The 22,709-nt window shown below is 61.5% G+C and carries 22 protein-coding genes and 1 tRNA gene; 20 read left to right on the forward strand and 3 right to left on the reverse strand.

From position 1 onward, the window contains the following. Positions 1-3: 3 nt before the first annotated feature. Positions 4-80 (forward strand) — tRNA-Arg (locus BLO50_RS09580). A 102-nt stretch (positions 81-182) separates the two neighbouring features. Here the strand turns inward: BLO50_RS09580 and BLO50_RS09585 are convergent. Beyond that, positions 183-698: a DUF4124 domain-containing protein gene (locus BLO50_RS09585; protein WP_090251809.1), complete on the reverse strand. Its 516-nt coding sequence runs from the start codon at positions 696-698 to the stop codon at positions 183-185. A 322-nt stretch (positions 699-1,020) separates the two neighbouring features. Between BLO50_RS09585 and mgtE the strand changes: the two genes are divergently transcribed. The 4 genes from mgtE (at position 1,021) to BLO50_RS09605 (ending at position 5,828) form a co-directional block, all read left to right on the forward strand. After that, positions 1,021-2,463, forward strand: coding sequence for a magnesium transporter (gene mgtE, locus BLO50_RS09590; protein ID WP_090251812.1), 1,443 nt, complete (start codon positions 1,021-1,023; stop codon positions 2,461-2,463). Between the two features lie 163 nt (positions 2,464-2,626). Continuing rightward, positions 2,627-2,878 (forward strand): OadG family protein, encoded by a 252-nt coding sequence (locus BLO50_RS09595; RefSeq protein ID WP_090251814.1) that lies wholly within the window; start codon positions 2,627-2,629, stop codon positions 2,876-2,878. A 25-nt stretch (positions 2,879-2,903) separates the two neighbouring features. After that, positions 2,904-4,679 (forward strand): sodium-extruding oxaloacetate decarboxylase subunit alpha, encoded by a 1,776-nt coding sequence (oadA, locus tag BLO50_RS09600; RefSeq protein ID WP_090251817.1) that lies wholly within the window; start codon positions 2,904-2,906, stop codon positions 4,677-4,679. A 12-nt stretch (positions 4,680-4,691) separates the two neighbouring features. Next, positions 4,692-5,828: a sodium ion-translocating decarboxylase subunit beta gene (locus BLO50_RS09605; RefSeq protein WP_090251820.1), complete on the forward strand. Its 1,137-nt coding sequence runs from the start codon at positions 4,692-4,694 to the stop codon at positions 5,826-5,828. A gap of 165 nt (positions 5,829-5,993) precedes the next feature. Here BLO50_RS09605 and BLO50_RS09610 read toward each other — a convergent pair whose 3' ends face one another. After that, positions 5,994-6,311, reverse strand: coding sequence for an Arc family DNA-binding protein (locus BLO50_RS09610; protein WP_090251823.1), 318 nt, complete (start codon positions 6,309-6,311; stop codon positions 5,994-5,996). A 393-nt stretch (positions 6,312-6,704) separates the two neighbouring features. Here BLO50_RS09610 and phnC point away from each other — a divergent pair, with 393 nt between their 5' ends. From phnC to BLO50_RS09680, 14 genes are all read left to right on the forward strand, one after another. After that, the gene (gene phnC / locus BLO50_RS09615; protein ID WP_090251825.1) at positions 6,705-7,541 is read left to right on the forward strand and encodes a phosphonate ABC transporter ATP-binding protein; all 837 of its coding nucleotides are present in this window, start codon (positions 6,705-6,707) and stop codon (positions 7,539-7,541) included. Positions 7,542-7,597: 56 nt separating this feature from the next. Next, entirely contained in the window at positions 7,598-8,602 is a 1,005-nt protein-coding gene (gene phnD / locus BLO50_RS09620; protein WP_090251828.1) for a phosphonate ABC transporter substrate-binding protein, read from the forward strand. 66 nt (positions 8,603-8,668) lie between these two features. Beyond that, positions 8,669-9,463 (forward strand): phosphonate ABC transporter, permease protein PhnE, encoded by a 795-nt coding sequence (gene phnE, locus BLO50_RS09625; RefSeq protein WP_090251830.1) that lies wholly within the window; start codon positions 8,669-8,671, stop codon positions 9,461-9,463. 36 nt (positions 9,464-9,499) lie between these two features. Beyond that, positions 9,500-10,204, forward strand: coding sequence for a phosphonate metabolism transcriptional regulator PhnF (gene phnF, locus BLO50_RS09630; protein ID WP_090251834.1), 705 nt, complete (start codon positions 9,500-9,502; stop codon positions 10,202-10,204). A gap of 13 nt (positions 10,205-10,217) precedes the next feature. Next, complete coding sequence (phnG, locus tag BLO50_RS09635) at positions 10,218-10,694, forward strand: phosphonate C-P lyase system protein PhnG (RefSeq protein WP_090251837.1); 477 nt, start codon at positions 10,218-10,220, stop codon at positions 10,692-10,694. Then, complete coding sequence (gene phnH / locus BLO50_RS09640) at positions 10,694-11,305, forward strand: phosphonate C-P lyase system protein PhnH (protein WP_090251840.1); 612 nt, start codon at positions 10,694-10,696, stop codon at positions 11,303-11,305. The genes phnG and phnH overlap by 1 nt, the downstream gene beginning before the upstream one ends. Then, the gene (locus tag BLO50_RS09645; RefSeq protein ID WP_090251843.1) at positions 11,305-12,396 is read left to right on the forward strand and encodes a carbon-phosphorus lyase complex subunit; all 1,092 of its coding nucleotides are present in this window, start codon (positions 11,305-11,307) and stop codon (positions 12,394-12,396) included. Before phnH ends, BLO50_RS09645 begins: the two co-directional genes overlap by 1 nt. Beyond that, positions 12,393-13,271: an alpha-D-ribose 1-methylphosphonate 5-phosphate C-P-lyase PhnJ gene (locus tag BLO50_RS09650; RefSeq protein WP_090251846.1), complete on the forward strand. Its 879-nt coding sequence runs from the start codon at positions 12,393-12,395 to the stop codon at positions 13,269-13,271. The genes BLO50_RS09645 and BLO50_RS09650 overlap by 4 nt, the downstream gene beginning before the upstream one ends. Continuing rightward, positions 13,268-14,077 (forward strand): phosphonate C-P lyase system protein PhnK, encoded by an 810-nt coding sequence (gene phnK, locus BLO50_RS09655; RefSeq protein WP_090251849.1) that lies wholly within the window; start codon positions 13,268-13,270, stop codon positions 14,075-14,077. The genes BLO50_RS09650 and phnK overlap by 4 nt, the downstream gene beginning before the upstream one ends. A gap of 52 nt (positions 14,078-14,129) precedes the next feature. Further along, positions 14,130-14,843, forward strand: a complete 714-nt coding sequence (gene phnL / locus BLO50_RS09660) for a phosphonate C-P lyase system protein PhnL (RefSeq protein WP_090251851.1) — start codon at positions 14,130-14,132, stop codon at positions 14,841-14,843. After that, positions 14,833-15,978 (forward strand): alpha-D-ribose 1-methylphosphonate 5-triphosphate diphosphatase, encoded by a 1,146-nt coding sequence (locus BLO50_RS09665; protein ID WP_090251854.1) that lies wholly within the window; start codon positions 14,833-14,835, stop codon positions 15,976-15,978. Before phnL ends, BLO50_RS09665 begins: the two co-directional genes overlap by 11 nt. Further along, positions 15,978-16,562 (forward strand): phosphonate metabolism protein/1,5-bisphosphokinase (PRPP-forming) PhnN, encoded by a 585-nt coding sequence (phnN, locus tag BLO50_RS09670; RefSeq protein ID WP_090251856.1) that lies wholly within the window; start codon positions 15,978-15,980, stop codon positions 16,560-16,562. The genes BLO50_RS09665 and phnN overlap by 1 nt, the downstream gene beginning before the upstream one ends. Next, positions 16,553-17,317 (forward strand): phosphonate metabolism protein PhnP, encoded by a 765-nt coding sequence (gene phnP / locus BLO50_RS09675; protein ID WP_090251860.1) that lies wholly within the window; start codon positions 16,553-16,555, stop codon positions 17,315-17,317. Before phnN ends, phnP begins: the two co-directional genes overlap by 10 nt. Further along, positions 17,314-18,534 (forward strand): MFS transporter, encoded by a 1,221-nt coding sequence (locus BLO50_RS09680; protein ID WP_090251862.1) that lies wholly within the window; start codon positions 17,314-17,316, stop codon positions 18,532-18,534. Before phnP ends, BLO50_RS09680 begins: the two co-directional genes overlap by 4 nt. Positions 18,535-18,552: 18 nt before the next feature. On the opposite strand, the gene BLO50_RS09685 is transcribed toward BLO50_RS09680, so the two are convergent. Further along, positions 18,553-19,020: an Lrp/AsnC family transcriptional regulator gene (locus BLO50_RS09685; RefSeq protein ID WP_090251864.1), complete on the reverse strand. Its 468-nt coding sequence runs from the start codon at positions 19,018-19,020 to the stop codon at positions 18,553-18,555. A gap of 201 nt (positions 19,021-19,221) precedes the next feature. Between BLO50_RS09685 and BLO50_RS09690 the strand changes: the two genes are divergently transcribed. Further along, on the forward strand, positions 19,222-22,689 hold the full coding sequence (locus BLO50_RS09690; protein WP_090251867.1) for an indolepyruvate ferredoxin oxidoreductase family protein: 3,468 nt from the start codon (positions 19,222-19,224) through the stop codon (positions 22,687-22,689). The last annotated feature ends 20 nt before the right edge of the window (positions 22,690-22,709 follow it).

Below are 22,709 nucleotides of genomic sequence, written 5' to 3' on the forward strand. Positions count from 1 at the left end.
TTTGCACTCATAGCTCAGCTGGATAGAGTACTCGGCTACGAACCGAGCGGTCGGAGGTTCGAATCCTCCTGAGTGCACCAAACAAGAAGGGCCTGCAGCGATGCAGGCCCTTTTTTATTGCGCATGCTTTATGGCTGCCGCCCGGCGGGGTGTCGTTGTACGACGTTAAAAGTGACTGTTGGTCATTTTTTACTCGCCGATTTGCGTTTGGCCTTACCTTTGACGCAGCCGGCTTCATCGAAGCTGACGTTGCGCTTATTGCCTTTCTTACCCTGGTAAACGTATCGCGTTTGGCCGTTCTGTTCGGTGACCTTGTCAGGCTTACCGAGGCTGCTCTCGACGTCGCTGCGGTTCATGCCCAGGCGTATCTGCTGTTTGATGATGGCGGCGCGTCTTTCGCTACTGCTCAGGAGATTGCCGCAGCCGTCCTGCTTCACTCCGATCACTGTCAGCTCATACTCATCTTTCTTCTTGCTCTCGCGGCTGGCCTTGCGCGGTTTGGCTAAAGGCACTGGTTTACCGCTGCCGGGTGTAGGGTTATAGGCCTGTTGCAGGCTTTGGCTGTGTTCGTTGGGGCAACCCTGGCGGGTGAAGGTGACGTGGCCTTTGGCGTCTTCGCAGCGAAATACGGTTGAGCTGAGTGTGGGCAGCGGGCAAAGCAGAATGGCGCAGAAAGCTGCGCAGCGCAGTCCTTGCATGGTGCGTCCTCCGTGACGGTCCATATGCAAGGGTAGTCGATGCCTTTGTCCTCGCCAGGCGTGCCTTTGCCAGTGCCAGGCACGTCGCAGTTACAGATGTGTAAGTGCGCTTAAGTTTGTTGTGCAAGCGCTTGTTCTAGGATTGTTTTTGTCACATGCAAAGCGCCTGGGCGGTGTTATCATTTGCCGCGTCAGCCCCGCCGGGGCTTGTGGAAAACCACCATGGACTTACCCAGTAGTTACTCTGAATCTCGATTGTGCAATCACGTGTTGACTGATTGACCCTCTGTGGCGTGCGCTGCCGCTGGGGGTGGAGCGCGCCATGACTGAAGTAGAAGCAAAAAAACCGCAGGATAGCCTGCAGAACCGCCTGGCTCAGGTGGTTGAGCTGTTGCACCGGCATAAGCTGGTCGAAGACCTGACCCACCGTCAGGAAGGCCAGCACCACGACCGGGTGGAAAACCTGGTGCATCGGCAGAACCTCGCCGAATTGCAACGCAAGCTCGATGAGCTGCACTCCGCCGACGTTGCCCACATCCTTGAAGCCTTGCCGCTTGATGACCGCCTGACTGTCTGGCAACTGGTCAAGGTCGAGCGCGACGGCGACATCCTCCTTGAAGTGTCCGATGCAGTGCGCGAAACACTGCTCGCGGACATGGACGACCACGAAATTCTCGCGGCGGCCAGGGACATGGACGCCGATGAGCTGGCCGATCTGGCCTCCGAGCTGCCGCGCGATGTCGTGCATGAGCTGATGGAAACCCTCGATGCGCAGCAGCGTGAGCGTGTGCGTTCGGCGTTGTCCTACGAGGAAGATCAGGTCGGCGCGCTGATGGACTTTGAGATGGTCACCATCCGCGAAGACGTCAGCCTCGAAGTGGTGTTGCGCTACCTGCGCCGTCTCAAGGAGCTGCCAGGTCACACCGACAAATTGTTTGTGGTCGATTATGACGGCGTGCTCAAGGGCGTGTTGCCGGTTAAGCGCCTGTTGGTCAATGACCCGGAGAAGCTGGTCAGCGAGGTCATGGCCACCGACCCGGTGAGTTTCCACCCGGATGAGGATGGCTACGACGCCGCGCAGGCGTTCGAGCGCTACGACCTGATCTCTACGCCGGTGGTGGACAAGAACGGTAAGCTGATCGGCCGTTTGACCATCGATGAAATGGTCGACCTGATCCGTGAGGAGAGCGAAAGCGAAGTCCTCAATATGGCCGGTCTGCGCGAGGAAGAAGATATATTCGCCTCGGTGTGGAAATCCCTGCGTAACCGTTGGGCCTGGCTGGCGATAAATCTGGTTACTGCCTTTATGGCATCGCGGGTGATCGGCCTGTTCGAAGATTCCATCGAGAAGCTGGTGGCCCTAGCGGCGCTGATGCCGATTGTTGCGGGCATCGGCGGCAACTCGGGTAACCAGACCATCACCATGATCGTGCGCGCCATGGCGCTGGATCAGGTCAGTACCGGCAATACCTCACGGCTGATTCGCAAGGAGCTGGGTGTGGGGCTGGTGAACGGTATCGTCTGGGGTGGGGTGATTGGCGTGGTGGCATACCTGCTCTACGACAGCTGGTCGCTGGGCGTGGTGATGACCGCCGCGATGGTGCTCAACCTGCTGCTGGCGGCGCTGATGGGGGTGTTGATCCCTATGACGCTGGTGCGACTGGGGCGTGATCCGGCCTTGGGCGCCAGTGTGATGATCACAGCGGTCACCGATAGCGGTGGTTTCTTTATCTTCCTGGGCTTGGCCAGTCTGTTTCTGCTCTAGGTCGATGGCGCTTTCTCTACAGAAAATGTCTCATCAGTCGGGTTCGGGTTTGCTTCAAACGCTCGTTTCACGCTAAGGTCTTTCAGCTTTGCCCGGGATCTGTTCCCGGGCGCTCCTATCTAATAATTAATGCAGCTCTTATGAAGCTACTAATGGAGCCAAGATGACCCCTAGTGAACTCCTGCTTGAGGGTGTCGAGCTCATGCTGTTCGGCATGGGCTTCGTATATCTCTTTCTGATTCTATTGGTGCTGATGATCCGCGTGATGTCGTGGGTCATTGAGCGTTTCGCCGAAAAGACGCCCATTCCCGTATCCGTGCCATCGGCAGTCAAGCCGGTCTCTGACGAGCCGAGCGCTGATGTATTAGCCGCTATCCAATCCGCTATTCACCAGCACCGTGCCCGTCGCGGGTGAGTCAGGTTTGACAGGGAGCATCTGTATGACAGCCGTAAAGAAAGCGCTCGGAATTACTGATGTAGTGCTGCGTGACGCCCACCAGTCGATCCTGGCTACCCGTGTGCGTCTGGAAGACATGCTGCCGATCGCGTCCAAGCTGGATCAGGTCGGTTTCTGGTCCGTGGAGTCTTGGGGTGGCGCAACCTTCGATGCGTGCATCCGTTACCTGGGTGAAGACCCGTGGCACCGTATCCGCGAGCTGAAAAAAGCCATGCCCAACACCCGCCAGCAAATGCTGCTGCGCGGGCAGAATCTGCTGGGTTATCGCCATTACGCCGATGATGTGGTGGAAAAATTCGTCGAGCGCGCCGCCTTCAATGGTGTCGATGTGTTCCGCGTGTTTGACGCGATGAACGATCCGCGCAACCTGCAGACCGCTCTCAAGGCCGTCAAGCAGACGGGCAAGCACGCTCAGGGCACCATCTCCTATACCACCAGTCCGGTGCATACACTGGAAATGTGGGTCGACCTGGCCAAGCAGATCGAAGACATGGGCGCCGACTCTGTCGCGATCAAGGACATGGCCGGCATTCTGACGCCCTATACCGCATTTGAGCTGGTGACGCGTCTTAAGGCGACCCTGTCTATACCCGTACATATGCAGTGCCACGCCACGGCAGGGCTGTCATCTGTGGCCATTCTCAAGGCCGTGGAAGCCGGCATCGACAATGTCGACACCGCTATTTCCTCGTTGTCGATGACTTATGGCCATTCGCCGACTGAGTCTGTGGTGGCAATGTTCCAGGGCACTGAGCGCGATACCGGGCTTAACCTGGAGCTGCTCGAAGAAATTGCAGCCTACTTCCGTGAAGTGCGGAAGAAATACGCTAAGTTCGAGGGCAACCTTAAGGGTGTCGACTCGCGGATTCTGGTTGCCCAGGTGCCTGGCGGCATGTTGACCAATATGGAAGGCCAGCTGAAAGAGCAGGGCGCCCAGGACAAGTTCGACGAAGTGCTGGCCGAGATCCCGCGCGTGCGTGAAGACCTCGGCTTTATCCCGCTGGTGACTCCGACCTCGCAGATCGTTGGTACCCAGGCGGTGATCAACGTGCTGACCGGTGAGCGTTACAAGTCGATCACCAAGGAAACCGCCGGCATATTGAAGGGTGAATACGGCGCAGCGCCGGCGCCTTTCAATAAAGAACTGCAGGCGCGGGTGCTGGATGGTGCTGAAGCAGTTACCTGCCGTCCGGCTGATCTGCTTGAAGCAGAGATGGGCAAGCTAACCGCCGAACTCAAGGGCATTGCCAAAGAGAAGGGTATCAAGCTCGCTGCCGACGAAATCGATGACGTGCTGACCTACGCCCTGTTTCCGCAGATCGGCCTGAAGTTTCTGGAAAACCGCGGCAACCCAGCGGCCTTCGAGCCGGCACCGACCGGTAAGGAAGTGCCTGCTCGTGAAGCTGGCAAGCCTGAGGTTTACACCGTTGAAGTGGGCGGCAAGTCCTTCGTGGTGCAAGTCAACGAAGGCGGCGACATCGAAGGGCTCAAGGCTGTTGGTGGTGGCGCTAATTCCTCGGCAGCAGTAGCTGCGCCAGTGGGCGCCGGCGAGCCGCAGAATGCCCCGCTGGCCGGCAACATTTTCAAGGTACTGGTGCAGCCAGGTCATGCCGTGGAAGAAGGGCAGCTGGTGATCATCCTCGAAGCGATGAAGATGGAAACCGAGATCCGTGCGTTCAAGGCCGGCACCATTGCTGCGGTCAACGTCAAAGTGGGTGATGCGGTGGCGGTGGGCGACAGCCTGCTGACCATCGGTTAAGGGAGCGCGGTAATGGATAAGCTCCTCAAGCTTTGGCAGAGCACGGGCCTGTACCACGTCGAGCCGGGTCAGCTGTTTATGATGGCGGTGTGCATCCTGCTGATCTATCTGGCGATCAAGAAGGGCTTTGAGCCGCTTCTGCTGTTGCCGATTGGTTTTGGCGGTCTGCTGGCCAACATCCCGGTAGCCAATATGGCCGAGGGTGCGGGTTTCCTGCACATGATCTACGAGGTGGGTCTGCCCACCAGTATCTTCCCACTGCTGATCTTCCTCGGCGTCGGCGCCATGACCGACTTCGGGCCGATGCTAGCCAACCCCAAGACCTTGCTCTTGGGGGCCGCGGCGCAGTTCGGGATTTTCGGCACCCTGATGGGCGCGTTGGCGCTGACGGCGTTGGGTATTCCGGGGCTTGAGTTCACTCTCAAGGAGGCTGCTTCCATCGCCATCATCGGCGGTGCCGACGGCCCGACCTCGATTTTCGTGACCTCCAAGCTGGCTCCACATCTGCTCGGTCCGATTGCAGTGGCGGCCTATGCTTATATGGCGCTGGTGCCCTTGATTCAGCCGCCGATCATGCGCGCACTGACCACCAAGGAAGAGCGTGCCATCGTGATGCAGCAGCTGCGGCCTGTTGGGCAGGCCGAGAAGATCATCTTCCCGATTGTGCTGTGCTTGCTGATCGGCATGCTACTGCCGGATGCGGCGCCGCTGATCGGCATGTTCGCCCTGGGTAACCTGCTGCGTGAGGCCGGTGTGGTCGAGCGTCTGGCCGATACCTCGCGCAACGCGCTGATCAATATCGTCACCATCTTCCTCGGCCTGACTGTGGGTTCGAAGTTGTCGGCGGATTCCTTCCTGCAGCTGAAAACCCTGGGCATCCTCAGTTTGGGCATGCTGGCGTTCTGCGCCGGTACTGCGGCAGGGGTATTGATGGCCAAGCTGATGAATGTATTCAGCAGCAACAAGATCAACCCGCTGATTGGCTCGGCCGGCGTCTCTGCGGTGCCGATGGCGGCGCGGGTGTCGAACAAAGTTGGGCTGGAAGCCAATCCGCAGAATTTCCTGCTGATGCACGCCATGGGTCCGAACGTGGCTGGGGTGATCGGCTCGGCAGTGGCAGCGGGTGTGCTGCTCAGCTTTGTCGGCTGACTGTCACGCGCAATAAAAAACCGCCTAAGGGCGGTTTTTTATTGCCTACCATCTCTGACGGCCACCTTGCAGGCCGTAGCGGAGCAAGGTTAAAAATGGCTCCCGGCCATTTTTATTGGCAGCAAAAAAACCGGCCTAGGCCGGTTTTTTCTTTATGCAGCGCAATCAGTCTTCTTCGGTAGCCATCTCGGCGTCGTGAGCAATCAATGCCACCAGGGCATTCTGCTGACGGCGTGACAGCTGGCGGAAGCGTTGCAACAACTCACGTTCGTGCAAGGACAGATCTGGGCTGTCCAAGCGCATGTTGAGGTCATCACCCAGAGCGCTTTCCTGGAGCATGCTTTGCTCAAGGCGAGCAATGATCTCCGAGTTCATGCTGCGGTGATGGTTACGTGCGACATCCGCAATGCGTTCGCGCATGCCATCGGGCAGACGAACTACGAATTTGTCAGCGGTACGGCTGGAATAGAGTGCTGGTTTCATAGGGCGCGTACATTAAACCGGTTAGTTTAGGAAAGCGATACTGGCAATGGGCTATAGGATTGTCACCGGTTTGACCGCCTATAGCACTAACCGTTCAGCCAGAAAGCCGCTTAGATCAAGTATGACTCTATAGTCGATTGGTCGGTAAATTGACGCCAATCGCGTGTCGCATTTTGCGGTGAGTAAAGGCGTTATGCCAGCACCAGTCATCAGAAATGCGCCGTGCTGTGCAAAAAGCAAGGAAATTCACCCTCGCGTAGAAAAAACTTCAAGCAATGGTCACGCAAGTGTCACGGCCCATTAATCGGCCTGACACAGGATTTGCCTACCTTGGTCTACACCAGAAGGCGGCTTCACGCCGCGGTGTAACCGCTAATAAAAAGGAGGCATTCCATGAGCGCAGTGATCCGGGTTGAGAGCCTGAACAAAACGTTCGGCCGCAAGCAGGCGCTGTTTGATCTGGCGCTGTCCGTAGAACCCGGTGAAATGGTGGCGCTGATCGGAGCCTCGGGTTCCGGCAAGTCGACCTTGCTGCGTCATGTGGCCGGCCTGGCCTGCTGCGATCGCAGCGGCGGTGGCAGCATTCAAGTGCTGGGCCGTGAAGTGCAGGCCGCAGGCCGGCTGAATGGCGAAGTGCGCCGTCTGCGTGCTGACATCGGTTACATCTTCCAGCAGTTCAATCTGGTCGGTCGTCTCAGCGTGCTGCAGAACGTGCTGCTTGGTTGCCTGGGGCGCATGCCGCGCTGGCGCGGCACCCTCGGCCTGTTCAATGCCGAAGAAAAGCAACGTGCGCTGCAGGCCCTGGCCCGTGTTGGCCTGGCGGATCTGGCGCAGCAGCGCGCCTCGACCCTGTCCGGCGGCCAGCAGCAGCGTGTGGCGATTGCCCGCGCCCTGTGTCAGCGCGCCAAGGTAATCCTGGCCGACGAGCCGATTGCCTCGCTCGACCCCGAGTCTGCGCGCAAGGTCATGCAGATTCTTGCCGACATCAACCGCGAAGACGGCACCACTGTCGTGGTCACCCTGCATCAGGTCGATTACGCCATGCGCTATTGCCAGCGCGCCGTGGCGTTGAAAGCGGGGCGTATTCATTACGACGGCGCCGCCGCCGAGCTGCATGCCAACTTCCTTAACGATCTTTACGGGGCCGAGCTGCTAGACGAGCCGCAAAGCGCTGAGAAACCGCGCCGTGCGCGCAAACCGAAAGTCCCGCTGGCTCTGGCCAAAGCCTGAGCTGCTCCCCTGTTATGCCAACCCCTGTATGTCCATCTGCACTAGGAGTGCTTTGCATGTTCAAACGTATCAGTCGCGTTCTCGCCGCGTCCACGCTGCTGGCCGGTTCGGTTCTGGGCGCCGCCCAGGCCGCTGAGCAGGAAATCAATTTCGGCATCATCTCCACCGAGTCCTCGCAGAACCTGAAAAGCATGTGGGACCCCTTTCTGGCAGACATGAGCCAGCAGACCGGCCTGAAGATCAAAGCCTTCTTCGCCCCTGACTACGCCGGGATCATCCAGGGCATGCGTTTCGACAAAGTCGACATGGCCTGGTACGGCAACAAGGCTGCGATGGAAGCAGTGGATCGTGCCAACGGGCAGATCTTCGCCCAAACCGTCGCGGCCAACGGCACTCAGGGCTATTACAGCCTGATGGTGGCGCACAAGGACAGCCCGATCAATTCGATCGAAGACATGCTGAAAAATGCCAAGACCCTGACCTTCGCCAACGGCGACCCGAACTCCACCTCGGGCTATCTGGTACCGGGCTACTACGTGTTCGCGCAGAACAATGCTGACGCCAACAAGATCTTCAAACGCGCGCTCAACGGCAGCCATGAAGTCAACGCCCTGTCGGTTGCCAACAAGCAGGTCGATGTCGGCACCTTCAACAGCGAAGGCATGGAGCGTCTGCAAGTGACTGCGCCTGACAAGGCCGCTCAGTTGAAAGTGATCTGGACCTCGCCGCTGATCCCGTCCGACCCGATGGTCTGGCGCAAGAACCTGGACGACGCCACCAAGAACAAGCTGCGTGACTTCTTTATGACCTACGGCGACGAGCCGGCCGAGCAGAAAGTCCTGGCTGGTCTGCAGTGGGCCAAGTTCAAGGCGTCCGATGACGATCAGCTGCTGCCGATCCGCCAGCTGGAACTGTTCAAGAAGCGCACCGAAGTGGCCAACAGCGACAAGCTCAACGCTGATGACAAGCAGGCTCAGCTCAAGGAGCTGGATGCCGAGTTGGCCAAGCTGGAAAAGCGCATGGCTGAAATCGCCAAGCAAAGCCCTGCCAGCGCTGGTTAATCGCAGTGCTCGACCCGCCGCCCACGGCGGGTCGTTTTCTTCTGCCGCTTGATTCGAGATGTTGTTATGACCACTTTGACCACCGCACCTACGCCCGACCTGATTGCCAAGCGTTCCTGGCTGCAGCTGATCGGCTGGGGGCTGTTCTTCGTTGTGTTGGCCTGGTCCTGGCAGGGCGCGGAAATGAATCCGCTGGCGCTGATCCGCGACTCCAGCAACATGGCGACATTTGCCGCGGACTTCTTTCCGCCCGATTTCAGCGACTGGGAGCTGTACCTCAAGGAAATGATCGTCACCGTGCAGATCGCCCTGTGGGGCACGGTGCTGGCGATTGTTCTGGCTATTCCGCTGGGCATTCTCTGCTCGGAAAACATCGTGCCGTGGTGGGTCTACCAGCCGATCCGCCGGGTGATGGACGCCTGCCGTTCAATCAATGAAATGGTCTTCGCCATGCTGTTTGTGGTGGCGGTTGGCCTGGGTCCATTCGCCGGGGTGTTGGCGCTGTTTATCGGCACCACCGGGGTGCTGGCCAAACTGTTTGCCGAGGCGGTCGAGGCCATCGATCCCGGCCCGGTTGAGGGCGTACGTGCCACCGGCGCCAGCGCGCTGCAGGAAGTTATCTACGGGGTGATTCCGCAGGTTCTGCCGCTGTGGATTTCCTACTCGCTGTACCGCTTCGAATCCAACGTGCGCTCGGCAACCGTCGTCGGCATGGTCGGCGCCGGTGGCATCGGGGTGATTCTCTGGGAAGCGATTCGCGGCTTCCAGTTCGCCCAGACCTGCGCCCTGCTGATCGTGATCATCCTGGTGGTCAGCCTGCTGGACATCATTTCGCAGCGCCTGCGTAAACAATTTATCTGACGGAGAACGGGCATCTGCGGATGCCCTTAATTAGCCATGCACTTGTCTAGACAACCTGAGCCGCTGTACCGCGAACTGGCTGCCGTGCTGCGCGATGAGCTGCAGCGCATGAGCCCTGGCGATTACCTGCCGGCCGAGGTGCAGTTGGCCGCGCGTTTTGCCGTCAACCGCCACACCCTGCGCCGCGCGGTGGATGAGCTGGTGCTCGAAGGCCGCCTGCTGCGCCAGCAGGGCAAGGGCACACGGGTGTTGGCCAAGCCGCTGATTTATCCGATGCAGGCTGGCAGTGCCTACAGCGCTTCGCTTTCGGCGCTTGGTCACAAGGTCGAAGCGCAGCTGCTAGAAAGCCGCCTGCGCCCGGCCGGTTGCGAGGAGCGTGAGTACCTGCAACTGCCCAGTGGTGCGCAACTGCTGGAGCTGAGCACCCTGCGCCTGATTGAAGGCCAGCCGGTCAGCTTGATTCGGCATGCCTTCAGCACCGAATACGCCGAGCTGCTGGCCGACTACCAGGGCGGCTCGCTGCGCCAGTACCTCAGCCTGCGCGGCCTGCCATTGACCCGCACCTTCAGCCTGATCGGTGCGCGCCTGCCCAGCCGTGATGAGGCCGCGCGGCTGTTGATGCCCAAGCATGCGCCGCTGCTTAGCGTGCAAACCCTTTCCCGCAATCTGGCCGGACGGCCGGTGGAGCTGTCGTTGTCGACCAGCCGCGCCGACCGCTTCCAGTACCAGCTCGCCCTTTGATGGAGGCTCGTTGATGAACCGCGCACGACCGCAAAGCAACCTGCTGCACAGCGATCCGCAGATCGCCATTCGCCAGCGCTGGATGGGTGTACTCGCCCGCGCCGGTGGCCAACTGGCGACCTACGAGTCGGCGTTGAAGGAAGCCGACTACCGCCTGATCCGCGCCCCGGAAATTGGCATGACCCTGGTACGTGGGCGTATGGGCGGCACCGGCAGCCCGTTCAACCTCGGCGAGATGAGCGTGACCCGCTGCGTGGTGCGCCTCGCTGATGGTCGCACCGGTTACAGCTATGTGGCCGGGCGCGACAAGCAGCATGCCGAACTGGCGGCTCTGGCCGACGCGCATTTGCAGGGCAGTGAACAGCCGCACTGGCTAAGCCGGCTGATCGAACCCCTTGCGGCTGCACAGCACGCCCAACAGGCGGCCAAGGCTGCCGAAACCGCCACCACTCAGGTGGAATTTTTTACCTTGGTCAGAGGAGAAGACTGATGAACGCGGCGAATAGCTCGCAATGGCTGCAACCGGCCTTCAATGACCCGGTGCTGGATGCGCAGACCAGCTTTCGCAGCGCCCTCAAGGCGCTGGCTGAGCCAGGCCTGATACAACCGCTTAACCGCGCCCTGGCCCTGGAAAACCTGCAACCGGCTACTTATGCCCTGTGCCTGGCGTTTCTCGATGGCGACACGCCGCTGTGGCTGGCGCCGCGTTTCGACACCCCAGCGATCCGCGCCAACCTGGCCTTTCACTGCGGCTGCCCGATTGTTGCCGAACGCGAACTGGCGCTGTTTGCCCTGCTCGATGAAAGCGAGCTGACGGACCTGTCGGATTTCGACAATGGCAGCGAGCGCTACCCGGACCAGTCCTGCACCCTGCTGATCCAACTCGACGCCCTCAGTAATGGCGCAGCCCTTCGCTGGCGTGGGCCGGGCATCAAGGACGTACGCAGCGTCGAGTTGCCGCTGCCGGCGGTGTTCTGGCAGCAGCGCCAGGCACGCAGTGCGTTTCCCCGTGGCCTGGATGCCTTCTTCGCCGCTGGTGAGCAGGTCATCGGCCTGCCGCGCAGCACCCGTGTGCTGCTCAATGCCGAGGAGGCTGCCTGATGTACGTCGCGGTTAAAGGTGGCGAACGCGCCATCGACAATGCCCATTTACTGCTGGCGAAAAAGCGCCGTGGTGATACTTCCATACCTGAACTCAGTGTCGAGCAGGTGCGCGAGCAGATGCCGCTGGCCGTCGCCCGCGTGATGAGCGAAGGCTCGCTGTACGACCCGCAACTGGCAGCACTGGCGATCAAGCAGGCGGCCGGTGACCTGATGGAGGCGATCTTCCTGCTACGCGCCTACCGCACCACGCTGCCGCGCTTTGGTGTAAGCGCCGCGCTGGACACCACGCAGATGCAGCTGAGCCGGCGCATTTCGGCAACCTTCAAGGACCTGCCCGGCGGCCAGCTGCTCGGCCCGACTTTCGACTACAGCCACCGCCTGCTGGATTTTGCCCTGCTGGCCGAGGGCGAACAGCCGGGGCCGCAGATTGATCCGCAGGCTGAACTGTCGCCGTGCCCACGGGTGCTGGATTTTCTCGCCGACGAAGGCCTGATGGCCCGCGAGGCGGATGACGGCGCCGCCGTGCCGGATATCACCCGCGAGCCGCTGGATTTTCCCGCCAGCCGCGCCCAGCGCCTGCAGGCACTGGCCCGTGGTGATGAAGGCTTCTTATTGGCGCTGGGTTATTCCACCCAGCGCGGCTACGGCCGTAATCACCCCTTTGCCGGGGAGATTCGTATTGGCGAGGTCGAGGTCTGGCTGGAGCCGGAAGAACTCGGCTTTGCCGTGCCGCTGGGCGATATCGAAGTCACCGAGTGCGAGATGGTCAACCAGTTCGTTGGTGAGAGTGCCGAGCAGGCGCAGTTCACCCGTGGCTACGGTCTGGCCTTCGGCTATGCCGAGCGCAAGGCAATGGGCATGGCCCTGGTTGACCGTTCGCTGCGTGCGGGGGAGTACAACGAAGAGGTCGACGGTCCGGCGCAGCAGGAAGAGTTCGTGCTGATGCACTGCGACAACGTCGAGGCCGCCGGCTTCGTCTCGCACCTGAAATTGCCGCACTACGTCGACTTCCAATCCGAGCTGGAGCTGATCCGCAAACTGCGCAAGCAGGCCAGCGAACAGCCCGCCGCCGAGGAGCAACGCGCATGAATGCCCAGGCCCAAACACAGTACGCAACTGAGGTCGGCTACAACTTTGCCTACCTCGATGAGCAAACCAAAAGAATGATCCGCCGTGGCCTGCTCAAGGCTGTCGCGGTTCCCGGTTATCAGGTGCCGTTCGGTGGCCGCGAGATGCCGCTGCCCTATGGCTGGGGCACTGGTGGCATGCAACTGACGGCGGCGATTCTCGGTGCCGATGACGTGCTCAAGGTGATCGACCAAGGCGCAGATGACACCACCAACGCAGTGTCGATCCGCCGCTTTTTTGCCCGCACTGCCGGCGTCAAAACCACCACCCGCACCCCAGAGGCGACAGTGATTCAGACCCGTCACCGGATTCCGGAAACTGCGCTGAGTGGCGATCAGATCATGGTCTATCAGGTGCCGATCCCTGAGCCGCTGCGCTTTATCGAGCCCTCGGAAACCGAAACCCGCACCATGCATGCGCTGGAAGATTACGGCGTGATGCACGTGAAGCTGTACGAGGACATCGCCACCTTCGGCCATATCGCCACCAGCTACGCCTACCCGGTGACGGTGGATGAGCGCTACGTGATGGACCCCTCGCCGATCCCCAAATTCGACAACCCCAAGCTGCACATGAGCCCGGCGCTGATGCTGTTCGGCGCTGGCCGCGAGAAGCGCCTGTATGCAGTGCCGCCGTTTACTCGGGTGGTCAGCCTGGATTTTGCCGATCACCCGTTCGAGATCCAGCGTTGGGACGAATGCTGCGCCTTCTGTGGCAGCCAGGATTCCTACCTCGACGAGCTGATTGTCGACGACGCCGGGACCAAGCGCTTCGTCTGCTCTGACACCGATTACTGCATGCAACGCCGTGACCTTGAAGAGGAGGGCGAGCAATGAGTGCTGCCGAGAAAATGCACCTGCACACCGACACGGCGCAGCCGCTGTTCAGCGTGCGCGATCTGACCCGCTTGTACGGCCTGGAGAAAGGCTGTCAGGGCGTGTCGTTCGATCTGTATCCGGGCGAAGTGCTGGGCATTGTCGGCGAGTCTGGCTCGGGCAAGTCGACCCTGCTTAGCCTGCTTTCCGGGCGCTGCCCGCCGGATCGCGGTTCAGTCAGTTATCGCGATACGGCCGGCAACTGGGTCGATCTATACAGCGCCAGCGAGGCGCAGCGGCGCACGCTGCTGCGTACCGAGTGGGGCTTTGTCGAGCAGAACCCGCGTGACGGGCTGCGCATGGGCGTGTCGGCCGGGGCCAATATCGGCGAGCGGCTGATGGCCCAGGGTGTGCGCCATTACGGCGAACTGCGCGCGGCTGGCATCGACTGGCTGAAACAGGTGGAGATCGACCCGCTGCGCATCGACGACCTGCCGCGCACCTTCTCCGGTGGCATGCAGCAGCGCTTGCAGATCGCCCGAAACCTGGTTTCCAGCCCACGGCTGATCTTTATGGACGAGCCCACCGGCGGCCTCGATGTATCGGTGCAGGCGCGTCTGCTCGACCTGTTGCGCGGCCTGGTGCGCGAGCTGGACCTGGCGGTGGTGATCGTCACCCACGACCTGGCGGTGGCGCGTCTGCTGGCGGACCGGCTGATGGTGATGCGCCGCTCCCATGTGGTCGAGGCCGGTCTCACCGACCAGATTCTCGATGACCCGCAGCATCCCTATTCGCAGTTGCTGGTGTCGTCTGTCCTGCAGCCCTGACGTGTGTGCAGCCCCGATTGCATGCGGGCTGCCGGTCAATATGAGGTCAATCATGAATACGCTTATCGAGGTCTCCGGCCTCAGCAAGACCTTCACCCTGCATCAGCAGCACGGCGTGGTGCTGAATGTGTTGAGCGGGCTGCATTTCAGCGTGCGCGCCGGCGAGTGCCTGGTGCTGCATGGCCAATCCGGTGCCGGCAAGTCAACCTTGCTGCGCACCCTGTACGGCAATTACCTGGCCGCTGGCGGCAGCATTCGCGTGCTGCACAACGGCGAATGGGTCGAGCTGGTCGGTGCCGAACCGCGCCAGGTGCTGGCGGTACGCCGGCAGACCCTGGGCTATGTCAGCCAGTTTCTGCGGGTGATTCCCCGTGTTGCCACCCTGGACGTGGTGATGGAGCCGGCCCTGGCCCGTGGCTGGAGCAAAGCGGATGCCGAGGCTCGGGCGAAAAGCCTGCTCAGCCGCCTGAATATCCCCCAGGCCTTGTGGCAACTCGCCCCCGGCACCTTCTCGGGCGGCGAGCAGCAGCGGGTGAATATTGCCAGCGGCTTTATGGTCGCCTGGCCGTTGATGCTGCTGGATGAACCCACTGCCTCCCTAGACGACGCCAACCGCCAGGTGGTGCTGGAACTGATCGATGAAGCCAAGGCCGCCGGTAGCGCGCTGATCGGCATCTTCCACGACCGCGCCGCCCGTGAGGCGGTGGCGGATCGTTACCTTGATATGAGCGCTGCGGCGCAGCAGGAGTACGTATATGCCGGTTGAACAGATTCTTACCAACGCGCGGATCATCACCGCCGAGCAGGAGTTTGTCGGCACCCTGGTGCTGCGCGACGGGCTGATTGCCCAGGTAGAAGAGGGCGTTAGCGGCTTGCCCCAGGCGCAGAACTTGAACGGTGATTACCTGCTGCCCGGCCTGGTCGAGCTGCACACGGACAACCTGGAAAAATACATGAGCCCTCGGCCGGGGGTGGATTGGCCATCGGCTTCGGCGGTTCTGACCCACGATGCGCAGATCGCTTCGGCGGGCATCACCACGGTGTTCGATGCCCTGGCGATTGGCGACGTCAACCCGCGCGGCAAACGCATGCAGCAACTGCCGGCGATGCTCGAAGCGATTGCTTCAGCCGCAGCGGCCGGGCATATGCGCGCCGATCACCGCCTGCACCTGCGCTGCGAGGTCTGCCATCCGGAGACCCTCGCGGTGTTTCGCGATCTGGTCGAGCATCCGCTGGTACAACTGGTCTCGGTGATGGACCACGCGCCGGGCCAGCGCCAGTTCGCCAAGGAAGACAAATATCGCGAGTACTACATGGGCAAGTACCACCTCAGCGAAGCGGAGATGGAGGCCTTTATCGTCGAGCAAGTGGGTAACTCGCGGCAGTACAGCGACCGTCAGCGCCGCAGCATTGTGGCCGACTGCCAGGCCCGTGGTATTTCTGTGGCCAGCCACGATGACGCCACGCTGGCCCATGTGCAGGAGTCGGCGGGTTTCGGCATGTCCATCGCCGAATTTCCCACCACCCTGGAGGCCGCCAAGGCCAGCCATGAGCTGGGCCTAAAGGTGCTAATGGGCGCGCCGAATATCGTGCGCGGCGGTTCGCACTCCGGCAATATCGCCGCCGCTGAACTGGCTCAGCAGGGTGTGCTGGATATCCTCTCCAGCGACTACTACCCGGCCAGCCTGCTGCAGTCCGCTTTGCTGCTGGCCTGGCAGGACAACGGCTATGATCTGCCGCGAGCGATTGCCACCGTCAGTCGCGTGCCGGCACAGGCGGCGGGGCTGCATGATCGCGGCGAAATCCGCGTCGGCCTGCGTGCCGACCTGGTGCAGGCGCAGGTGCATGCGGGCCAGGCGGTGATCCAGCAAGTCTGGCGACAAGCGAAAAGGGTGTTCTGATGAGTGGCCGGTTGATCTATCTGATGGGGCCTTCGGGATCGGGCAAGGACAGCCTGTTGAATGCCGCGCGCGAGCGCCTGGCTGAACGTGGTTGTCTGATCGCCCGCCGGGTGATCACTCGCTCGGCGGAAGCGGTGGGCGAGGACGCCATCGGTGTGTCGCCGGCCGAGTTCGACCAGCAGGAAGCCGCCGGCGCCTTTGCTCTGAGTTGGCGCGCCAACGGCCTGGCCTATGGCATCCCACGGCAGATCGATGACTGGCTGGCGGCGGGGCAGGACGTGCTGGTGAATGGTTCGCGCGGCTATTTGCTTAAGGCGCGCGAGCGTTATCCCGAACTGCTGGCGATTCTCCTGCAGGTGGATGAAGCGGCCCTACGCCAGCGCCTGCACGCGCGCGGACGGGAAAGCGCGGAGCAGATTGAGGCCCGCCTGGCGCGTAGCCGCGAACTGCAACTTCCTTCTGCCTCGGTGGCAGGGGATAGCGACGAAGGCGAATCGCAATACCTACTCAACAACTCCGGACCACTCGACCAAACCGTCACCCAGTTGCTGCAACTGCTTAGCGATGCGCGCGCATGCGCCTGACCCTGCTCGGCACCGGCGATGCCCGTCAGGTGCCGGTGTACAACTGCAGCTGCGCGGCCTGCGACAGCGCACGTCTGAATCCTGCACGTCGTCGTGGACCCTGTTGCGCGCTGATTGAATGCGGCGCGCAGCGCTGGCTGATCGACTCGGGCCTGAGCGATCTGTGTGAGCGCTTCCCGCCCCATAGCCTGAGCGGCATTCTGCAAACCCATTACCACGCTGATCACGCCCAGGGTTTGCTGCACCTGCGCTGGGGCCAGGGGCTGATTATTCCGGTGCATGGCCCGGATGATCCCGAAGGGTTAGCCGACCTGTACAAACACCCCGGTATTCTCGATTTCAGCCAGCCGTTTGCCGCCTTCGAGCGGCGGCAGCTGGGTGAGTTAAGCGTGACGGCGCTGCCGCTTAATCACTCGAAACCGACATTTGGTTATCTACTGCAAGGCTTAACGGCGAGTGGTGAACAGCGGCGTATCGCCTATCTGACAGACACCCTCGGCGTGCCGGACGCCAGCGCCGAGGTGCTGCGCCAGCAGCCGCTGGATCTGCTGGTGTTGGACTGCTCCACCGCGCCGCAACCCATCGCCCCGCGCAACCACAACGACCTGACCCGCGCGCTGGAAGTGGCCCTGCAGTTGCAACCGAGAGAAACCGTGCTGACCCATATCGGCCATAGCTTCGACGCCTGGCTGCTGGAACACCCCGATGCCTTGCCTGCGGGGGTTAGCCTGGCCTGCGATGGGCGAGTGTTATGAACGCTCGTCGCGTGACACTGCTTCTATGCGGCGCGGAAACCCTGGGCATGGCCGGTTTTGCCCTGTTCGCCGCCTTGCTGCCGGATTTTCAGGCGCTGTGGGGGCTGAGTAATACCCAGGCGGGCTGGATCGGTGGCGGGTTCTTTCTCGGCTATATGGTCGCGGTGCCGATCCTCACCGGGCTCACCGACAAATACGATGCGCGGCTGATCTACCTGGCGGCGATGCTGCTGACGGCGGCGGCCAATGCGGGATTTGTCTTTGCCGATGACTTTTGGTCGGCTCTGGCCTGGCGCGTGCTGGCGGGCGTCGGTTTGGCGGGCACCTACATGCCGGGGCTCAAGGCGTTGTCCGAACGGATCGACGGGCCGGCGCAGTCGCGCGCGGTGGCGTTCTATACGGCGAGCTTCGGCTTGGGCACGGCGCTGTCGTTTATTCTCGCCGGCGAGTTGGCCAAGTTCGGCGGTTGGCAGTTGCCGACGCTGCTCAGTGGCGTTTGCGCGTTGCTGGCCTGGGCTATGGTCTATTGGGGCTTGCAGCCAAAAGCGGTGGTGCAGCATGCGCCGCGCAAGCTGCTGGACCTTGCCCCGCTGAAAAGCCGCGCGGTAGCGGCTTACTGCCTGGCGTATGCGGTGCATAACCTTGAGCTGTTTGCCCTGCGCGCCTGGGTGGTGGCTTTTGTCGTGTTTTCCGGGCAATTGCAGGGCAGCGATCCCTGGCTGTCGGGCACCTGGGTGGCGATGCTGGTGACCCTGATCGGCATGCCCGCGAGCATCTTCGGCAACGAGCTGGCGCTGCGTTTCGGCCGCCAGCGCTGGCTGATCGCAGTGATGCTCAGCTCGGCCTTGCTGGCGCTGTTTATCGGCCTGAGTGCAGCCTTGCCGTTCTGGCTGATGCTGGTGCTGGTGCTGCTCTACAGCATCGCCGTCACCGCCGATTCGTCATCGCTGACAGCAGGGTTGATCGAAGTCGCGCCCGCCAGCCACCGGGGTACGGCCATGGCGCTGTATTCCTGCACCGGCTTTAGCGGCGCCTTCCTCGGCCCGCTGCTGTTTGGCATCAGCCTAGATGTGCTGGGTGACAAGAGTCTAATCGGCTGGTGGGCCGCGTTTGCCCTGATGGGCCTGCTATTGCTGCTCGGCCCGCTGGCATTGTGGTGGGCGGGCAAAGCACAGTCGGAACGCACCCTGCGCCAGCCGCGTGCGGAGGCGGCTTAGGTAAGGCGATCTCACGCCTTAATCCAGCGGCAACTCGGTGGTGCGTTTGACCTCGCTCATGGCGATATGCGAGTGCGCTTCGTGCACATGCGGGCGTTGCAGCAGGTGGTCGCGTAGGAAGCGTTCGTAGCTGGCGATGTCCTTGGCCACCACCTTGAGTAGGTAATCCGAGCCGCCGGCCATGGTGAAACACTCCAGCACCTCGGGGTAACCGACCACCGCCTGCTCGAATTCTTCCAGGTTGCTGCGCCCGTGCGCCGACAGTTTGATATCGACAAACACGGTGATGCTAAAGCCCAGTTGCTTGTGGCTGAGCAGGGCCACCTTGCGCTCGATAATGCCGTCTTCCTGCATGCGGTGAATCCGCCGCCAGCAGGGCGATTGCGACAATTCCACCTTTTCGGCGATCTCGGCGGCGGAGAGGTCGGCATTGTGCTGCAGCAGGCGGAGAATTTTCCGATCAATGGGGCTGAGCAAGTCCTGCATGATTGTTCCTTAATTTTTGTATTTATTGGAAGGGTCATGCGCAGTATTGGCTTTTCATCCCGAAAATAGAAAGAAAATCTCCGTACTGCTCAGTCATATTCTTGGCCGTACACCTTGTGGGGTGATCCCGCACTAGGCTTAACAAGGGTGGCATTCACCGTTGCCAACCCAGCTCTCGATAAAAATAACAGGAGCACCACCATGTCTCTGGCCGAGATCCGCCTGGATGACAAGTACCGCCTTGCTACCGGTCACCTCTACCTGACCGGCACCCAGGCCCTGACCCGCCTGCCCATGCTGCAGAAGCAACGCGACGCAGCTCATGGCCTGAATACCGCGTGCTTTATTTCCGGCTACCGTGGCTCGCCCCTGGGCAACCTCGACAAGAGCCTGTGGGACGCCAAGCAGTACCTCAAAGAAAATCACATCCACTTCCAGCCGGGCGTCAACGAAGAGTTGGCCGCCACTTCGGTGTGGGGCAGCCAGCAGACCAGCCTGTTCCCCGGCGCGCGCTACGACGGCGTGTTCGCTATGTGGTACGGCAAGGGTCCGGGTGTGGACCGTTGCGGTGATGTGTTCAAGCATGGCAACTCGGCCGGCGTTTCCGAGCATGGCGGCGTGCTGCTGCTGGCTGGCGACGACCATGGCTGCAAGTCTTCGAGTATCGCCAACCAGAGCGAGCATGCGTTTATCGCCGCCTCGATCCCGGTGCTTAATCCGGCCAACGTTCAGGAAATTCTCGATTACGGCATCATCGGCTGGGAGCTGTCGCGCTACAGCGGTTGCTGGGTGGCGCTGAAAACCATCGCCGAGAACGTCGATTCCTCCGCCGTGGTGGATGTCGACCCGCTGCGCATGCAGGTGAAGATTCCCGAGGACTTCCAGCTGCCGGACGACGGTGTGTATATCCGCTGGCCGGACCCGCCCCTGGCCCAGGAAGCGCGCCTCAACACCTACAAAATTTACGCCGCCCGCGCTTTTGCGCTGGCCAACAACCTCAACCAGATCAAGCTCGATTCGCCCAACCCGCGCTTAGGCATTATCACCACCGGCAAGTCCTATCTGGATGTGCGTCAGGCTCTGGATGATCTCGGTCTGGATGAAGCGCTGTGCGCCCAGGTGGGCTTGCGTGTCCTCAAGGTCGGTATGAGCTGGCCGCTGGAACCGGTGTCCGTGCATGAGTTCGCCGAGGGCCTGGACGAGATTCTGGTGGTCGAGGAAAAACGCAGCATCATTGAAGACCAACTCACCGGTCAGCTGTACAACTGGCCCGTGGGTAAGCGTCCGGTGGTGGTTGGCGAGTTTGATGAGGCCGGCCATTCGCTGCTGCCGAACCTGTCCGAACTGACCCCGGCGATGATCGCCCGCGCCATCGCCAAGCGCCTCGCGCCGATCTACAGCAGCCCACAGATTGAAGAGCGTCTGGCCTTTCTCGCGGCCAAGGAAGCATCGCTGGCCGCGCCCAAACACATCACCGTACGCACCCCGCACTTCTGCTCCGGCTGCCCGCATAACACCTCGACCAAACTACCGGAAGGCAGCCGCGCCCAGGGTGGTATCGGTTGCCACTACATGACCCAGTGGATGGACCGCAATACCGACACCTTTACTCAGATGGGCGGCGAGGGCGCGACCTGGATCGGCCAGGCGCCGTTTACCGACACCCCGCATATCTTCCAAAACCTGGGTGACGGCACCTACTTCCACTCCGGCCAGCTGGCCCTGCGCGCGTCGGTCGCCGCCGGGGTGAATATCACCTACAAAATTCTTTACAACGACGCGGTGGCCATGACCGGCGGCCAGCCCATCGACGGCGAACTGCGCGTCGATCAACTGAGCCAGCAGGTGTATGCCGAAGGGGTGAAACGCATCGCCCTGGTCACCGACGAGCCGGACAAGTACCCGACCCGCAACACTTTCGCGCCCATCGTTACCTTCCACCATCGCCGTGATCTGGATGCTGTGCAGCGCGAGTTGCGCGAGTTCCAGGGCTGCTCGGTGATCATCTATGACCAGACCTGCGCCACCGAGAAGCGCCGTCGGCGCAAGCGCGGCAAGCTGGTCGACCCGCAGAAGCGCGCCTTTATCAACTCGGCAGTGTGCGAAGGCTGTGGCGATTGCAGCGTCAAGTCCAACTGCCTGTCAGTGCTGCCGCTGGAAACCGAGCTGGGGCGCAAGCGCGAGATCGACCAGAACTCCTGCAACAAGGATTTCAGCTGCGTTGAAGGCTTCTGCCCAAGCTTTGTCACTGTGCACGGCGGCAGCCTGCGCAAGCCGGAAGCAGTGGGCTTGAGCGCGCTGTTTATCGCCTTGCCAGAACCCAAGCAGCCGACTCTGGAGCGGCCGTGGAATATCCTACTGCCGGGTGTCGGCGGCAGCGGCGTAACCACAGTCGGCGCATTGCTCGGCATGGCCGCGCATATCGAAGGCAAGGGCTGCAGCGTGCTTGATCAGGCTGGCCTGGCGCAGAAATTCGGCCCGGTGATTACTCATATCCGGGTTGCCGCCAAACAGGACGACATCTTCGCCGTGCGCATCGCCGCCGGGGAAACCGACCTGCTGCTGGGCTGCGATCTGGTGGTGTCGGCCAGCGAAGAGGCTTTGGCCAAGCTGAATGACAAGATCGCCCATGCGGTGGTCAACAGCCATGAAGCGGCCACCGCTGAATTCACCCGCAACCCCGATGCTCAGGTGCCTGGCGCGGCCATGCGCGAAGCGCTGATCGAAGCAGTGGGTGCGAGCAAAACCCACTTTGTCGATGCCAGCCGCCTGGCTACCCGCCTGCTCGGCGACAGTATCGCCACCAACCTGTTTATGCTCGGTTTCGCGTATCAGAAGGGCCTGGTGCCGGTATCCGCCGAAGCCATCAACAAGGCCATCGAGCTTAACGGCGTGGCCGTGCAGCTCAATCAGCAGGCCTTCCTCTGGGGCCGTCGTGCGGCCCATGACGCGGTCGCCGTGGAACGTCTGGCCAAGCCGGAAGTTATCGAAGCGCCGCATTGCCAGACCCTGGAAGACATCATCGCTGACCGCGTTGTACGCCTGACGGCCTACCAGAACGCCGCCTACGCCGAGCGCTACCGCGAGCAGGTGGCGCGGGTGCAGCAAGCCGACAAGAGCGCTGACCAGGCGCTGAGCAAGGCCGTGGCGCGCTACTACTTCAAACTCCTGGCCTACAAGGACGAGTACGAAGTGGCGCGGCTGTACAGCGACGGCAGCTTTATCCGTCAGCTGGAGGCGCAGTTCAGCGGCGATTACCGCCTGGAATTCCACCTGGCACCGTCCTGGCTGAGCAAACCGGACGCCAGCACCGGCGAGCCGCGCAAGCGTCAGTTCGGCGCCTGGATGCTCAAGGCTTTCGGCGTACTGGCCAAGTTCAAGTTTCTGCGTGGCACGCCGCTTGACCTGTTCGGCTACAGCGCTGAGCGCAAGCTGGAGTTGGACCTGATCGACGACTACGAGCAGAACCTGGACTACCTGCTCAAGGAGCTCAACGCCGACAACTACCGCACCGCGCTGGCCCTGGCCGAGCTACCGGAGCAGATCCGCGGCTATGGCCACGTCAAGGAACGCAGCCTGGCCAAGGTGCGCGAGCAGAGCAGCCAGCTCAAAGCGCGCATGCTGGTCAGCGAAATCCAAGCCGTGCAGTTGTTCGAGCCGGCCGCATAACAAACCCCTGACGCTTATAA

It is taken from the genome of Pseudomonas peli (assembly GCF_900099645.1).
Taxonomy (GTDB): Bacteria; Pseudomonadota; Gammaproteobacteria; order Pseudomonadales; family Pseudomonadaceae; genus Aquipseudomonas; species Aquipseudomonas peli.

Coding starts and splice junctions, on each gene's coding strand:
- BLO50_RS09650 (WP_090251846.1), top strand. CDS start 12,393: ATGAATGCCCAGGCCCAAACACAGTACGCAACTGAGGTCGGCTACAAC.
- phnG (WP_090251837.1), top strand. CDS start 10,218: ATGAACCGCGCACGACCGCAAAGCAACCTGCTGCACAGCGATCCGCAG.
- BLO50_RS09645 (WP_090251843.1), top strand. CDS start 11,305: ATGTACGTCGCGGTTAAAGGTGGCGAACGCGCCATCGACAATGCCCAT.
- BLO50_RS09685 (WP_090251864.1), bottom strand. CDS start 19,020: ATGCAGGACTTGCTCAGCCCCATTGATCGGAAAATTCTCCGCCTGCTG.
- BLO50_RS09585 (WP_090251809.1), bottom strand. CDS start 698: ATGCAAGGACTGCGCTGCGCAGCTTTCTGCGCCATTCTGCTTTGCCCG.
- BLO50_RS09665 (WP_090251854.1), top strand. CDS start 14,833: ATGCCGGTTGAACAGATTCTTACCAACGCGCGGATCATCACCGCCGAG.
- phnK (WP_090251849.1), top strand. CDS start 13,268: ATGAGTGCTGCCGAGAAAATGCACCTGCACACCGACACGGCGCAGCCG.
- BLO50_RS09610 (WP_090251823.1), bottom strand. CDS start 6,311: ATGAAACCAGCACTCTATTCCAGCCGTACCGCTGACAAATTCGTAGTT.
- phnC (WP_090251825.1), top strand. CDS start 6,705: ATGAGCGCAGTGATCCGGGTTGAGAGCCTGAACAAAACGTTCGGCCGC.
- phnH (WP_090251840.1), top strand. CDS start 10,694: ATGAACGCGGCGAATAGCTCGCAATGGCTGCAACCGGCCTTCAATGAC.
- phnP (WP_090251860.1), top strand. CDS start 16,553: ATGCGCCTGACCCTGCTCGGCACCGGCGATGCCCGTCAGGTGCCGGTG.
- BLO50_RS09680 (WP_090251862.1), top strand. CDS start 17,314: ATGAACGCTCGTCGCGTGACACTGCTTCTATGCGGCGCGGAAACCCTG.
- phnF (WP_090251834.1), top strand. CDS start 9,500: ATGCACTTGTCTAGACAACCTGAGCCGCTGTACCGCGAACTGGCTGCC.
- mgtE (WP_090251812.1), top strand. CDS start 1,021: ATGACTGAAGTAGAAGCAAAAAAACCGCAGGATAGCCTGCAGAACCGC.
- BLO50_RS09690 (WP_090251867.1), top strand. CDS start 19,222: ATGTCTCTGGCCGAGATCCGCCTGGATGACAAGTACCGCCTTGCTACC.
- phnN (WP_090251856.1), top strand. CDS start 15,978: ATGAGTGGCCGGTTGATCTATCTGATGGGGCCTTCGGGATCGGGCAAG.
- oadA (WP_090251817.1), top strand. CDS start 2,904: ATGACAGCCGTAAAGAAAGCGCTCGGAATTACTGATGTAGTGCTGCGT.
- phnE (WP_090251830.1), top strand. CDS start 8,669: ATGACCACTTTGACCACCGCACCTACGCCCGACCTGATTGCCAAGCGT.
- BLO50_RS09605 (WP_090251820.1), top strand. CDS start 4,692: ATGGATAAGCTCCTCAAGCTTTGGCAGAGCACGGGCCTGTACCACGTC.
- BLO50_RS09595 (WP_090251814.1), top strand. CDS start 2,627: ATGACCCCTAGTGAACTCCTGCTTGAGGGTGTCGAGCTCATGCTGTTC.
- phnD (WP_090251828.1), top strand. CDS start 7,598: ATGTTCAAACGTATCAGTCGCGTTCTCGCCGCGTCCACGCTGCTGGCC.
- phnL (WP_090251851.1), top strand. CDS start 14,130: ATGAATACGCTTATCGAGGTCTCCGGCCTCAGCAAGACCTTCACCCTG.